Annotated in this window: 2 protein-coding genes; both read left to right on the top strand. The window is 62.8% G+C overall.

Going from position 1 to position 3,395, the window contains the following annotated elements:
* Nucleotides 1-2,064, top strand: a 2,064-nt coding sequence (locus B2527_RS07905; RefSeq protein ID WP_293707676.1) for an autotransporter outer membrane beta-barrel domain-containing protein, incomplete at its 5' end; no start/stop codon positions are given.
* A 276-nt stretch (nt 2,065-2,340) separates the two neighbouring features.
* On the top strand, nt 2,341-3,216 hold the full coding sequence (gene rpoH, locus B2527_RS07900; RefSeq protein ID WP_293707673.1) for an RNA polymerase sigma factor RpoH: 876 nt from the start codon (nt 2,341-2,343) through the stop codon (nt 3,214-3,216).
* The last annotated feature ends 179 nt before the right edge of the window (nt 3,217-3,395 follow it).

Raw genomic sequence — 3,395 nt, 5'->3', positions numbered from 1 at the left:
TCGACCACGCCGGGCATATGCACTGTTGCTGGCTCCACGGTGACGATGGTCAGTGCGGGCAGCTGTGCGCTGACCGCCGACCAAGCCGGCAATAGCAACTACAGCGCGGCCCCGCAGGAAACCTTGAGCGTCACGATTGGGTCGGCGACGCAGGTGATCACCTTCGCTGCGCAGAGCGGACAGAGCTTTGTCAGTGGTAGCAGCTTCGCGCTGAATCCGCTGGCCACGGTCAGCAGCGGTTTGGCGGTGACCTACAGTAGCCAGTCGCCGGCAGTGTGTTCGATCAACGGCAGTACCGTGACGATGCTGTCGGCCGGCAATTGCGTCATTGCTGCCGATCAGGCCGGTGACAACAACTACGCCGCCGCCAAGCAGGAAACGCAGATCATCAGCATTGGCCGGGCGGCGCAGAGCATCCGCAATTTCGTCGCCAATCCGGCGGAGCCGGTGTATGCAGCCGGCGGCAGTTTCGCACTCGATGCGGAGGCGGGCGCTTCTGGCGAACCGTTGCTGTTTGCTTCCTCCACGCCGAGCACCTGTACGGTGAATGGCTCCACGGTGACGATGGTTGCTGCGGGTACCTGTTCGTTGACCGCCGACCAGGCCGGCAATGCCAACTATTCGGCGGCTGTACAGGCGAAGTTGGATGTCGTTATCGGCAAGGCCGCGCCGGTGCTGTCGTGGCTGGGCGACCTGCACAAGCAGCGTGAGGACGGCAACTTCGACCTGCCCGACCCGAGCAGCAACGCCTCCGGTGCGTTCCACTTCAGCAGCAGTGACACTCGCGTGGCACGCATCGATGGCCGCACGGTCACCTTGCTGGCAGCGGGCACGGTGACGTTGACGGCAACGCAGGCAGCAACTGCCAACTTCGTCGAAGGCATGGTGAGCCTGCAGCTGACGGTGAATGATCGTCCGGACCCGACACGCGACCCGGGTGTGATTGCGGGGGTGCAGGCGCAAGTGGATGCCAGCCTGCGTTTCGTGCAGGCGCAGCAGGACAATATCCGCTCGCGCTTGAGCCAGTTGCGGCATGGTGGCAATGCGGCTTCGCAGGCAATGTCGTTGAACCTGCAGGGCGGCATGGGCCAGCAGGGCCTGGCGCTGAATGCCGGGCAGGTGGGCGCGCCTGCGCCGAAGCTGCCGGCGGGCTGGGGGTTCTGGAGTGCCGGTGCCATCCAGTGGGGCCAGCGTGACGCACGTAGCAATGCAGAGGGATCTTCGTTCCGTACCGACGGTATCAGCGTTGGCGTGGATCGCCGCTTCGGTGAAAGCACCACGTTGGGCTTTGCCGGAGGCTACGGTTGGAATGACACCGACTTCGACACCGTGGGTTCGGCATTGGATTCGCGGCAGAAGTCGTTGGCGCTGTACGGCAACTGGCACAGCCGCGCATGGTTCATCGACGGCCTGCTGGGCTGGGGACAACTGGATTTCGACATCCGCCGTCGCAGCAACGAGGTCAATGCTTCGGCGGTTGCCTCACGTGAAGGCCAGCAAGGCTATGCCTCGTTGAGCTTGGGCTACGATCATCAGGGCGAGACCGGCACACTGACCGGTTATGGTCGCCTGGATGCCAGCCGTACTGCCCTGCAGGCCTACCGTGAGCATGGCTTGGGTGACTACGACCTGCAGTACCGCCGGCAGATCCTGGACAGCAGTACCGCAGCGCTGGGTGTGGAAGGGCGTTACCTGTTCCGCACCGCGCGGGCTTCGGTGCGGCCGTCGTGGATGCTGGAGTGGCGGCAGGCCTTGCGCAGCAACGGCGATGCCGCGCTGAACTATGTGGTAGCGCCCAATGACAGCGACTACCTGCTGGGCGTTCGCAGTTATAACGACAACACGTTTGCCTTTGGCGGCGGCGTGGAATTTGGCTTCCGCAGCGGCTGGACGATGGCGTTGCAGTTCCGTCGGGAACAGGCCAGCGACCTGTTCGCCAACAGCTTCGGCCTGCGTCTGAGCTACGGCCAGCAAGCGCCGGTCCTGGATGCCGAACAGCTGTGGTGGCGCGAAAGTGGTTTGACCCGCCCGCAGTTGGAAGCCACACCAGCGCAGGGCAGGTAAGCGCTCACGCCGGCCTCTCCGGTCCCGTAACAGGGCCGGAGAGGGCGTGCGGGGAGCCTGGGAGCGTAGCTTGAGCGCAAGGCGGCTGCCGACTGAACCGGTTTGATTCCTGTCATATGCTGGCGACAGAAGGTTTGTTAAGGTGTAATTCTGACCTCTGGACTGTTACCGCTGCGGCGAATTCAGCTTTAGATGAAGGTTTGGCAACAAAAACAGAACGCTGGAACTTTTTCTGTACTGAGCAGTCCAATAGTTCGACTGCTAAGATGAGGTCCTATGAACCTGAACACCTCCACTGCCCTTGTGGCAAACAATCTCCCGATTCCCAGTGCGCTCGGTTCGCTGGACGCCTACATCGGTGCCGTGCACCAGATCCCGGTGCTGTCGGTCGATGAGGAACAGGAACTGTCGCGTCGCTTCCGTGACGAGCAGGATCTGAACGCCGCGCGTGAGCTGGTGCATTCGCACCTGCGCTTCGTGGTGCACGTGGCCCGCGGTTACAACGGCTACGGCCTGCAGCTGGGCGACCTGATCCAGGAAGGCAACATCGGCCTGATGAAGGCGGTCAAGCGCTTCGACCCGGACATGGGCGTTCGCCTGGTCTCCTTTGCGGTGCACTGGATCCGTGCCGAGATGCACGAGTTCATCCTCAAGAACTGGCGCATCGTCAAGGTTGCCACGACCAAGGCGCAGCGCAAGCTGTTCTTCAACCTGCGCAAGTCCAAGACCCGCTTGGGCTGGATGAACGCCGCCGAGGTCAGCGCCGTCGCCAAAGATCTGAACGTCTCCGAGCGTGAAGTGATGGAGATGGAATCGCGCCTGTCCGGTCGTGACATCGGTTTTGATGCGCCGTCGGATGAAGACGATGATCATGCGCCGCCGTCGCCGGCAGCGTACCTGGTCGCCCGCGATGAAGACCCGTCGCAGGCCTATGAGCGTGAGGACAGCGAAGACAACCAGCTGAGCCTGTTGCGCGAAGGCCTGGCCAAGCTCGACCAGCGTTCGCGCGACATCATCGCCCGTCGTTGGCTGGATGCCGACAGCAAGGTGACGCTGCAGGAACTGGCAGACGAGTACGGCGTGTCGGCCGAACGCATCCGCCAGATCGAGGCGAATGCGCTGAAGAAGATGAAAGCATTGTTCGCCGCCTGAGCAAGGCCGCAACGATGAACGCCAAAGGCCCGGGGAAACCCGGGCCTTTTTTTGTAGTGCCGAGCCATGCTCGGCAAGAGGCGTTACCCGTACAGTTACGCCCTGGAGTGCCGAGCCATGCTCGGCAGGAGCATTACCGGTGGCGGTTGGTCCGTGCATGGAGCCTCTGCCGAGCATGG

The organism is Stenotrophomonas sp. UBA7606 (assembly GCF_002477705.1).
Classification (GTDB): domain Bacteria; phylum Pseudomonadota; class Gammaproteobacteria; order Xanthomonadales; family Xanthomonadaceae; genus Stenotrophomonas.
The sequence above is the reverse complement of the archived record's forward strand: the minus strand, read 5'-3'. Positions and strand labels throughout refer to the sequence as shown.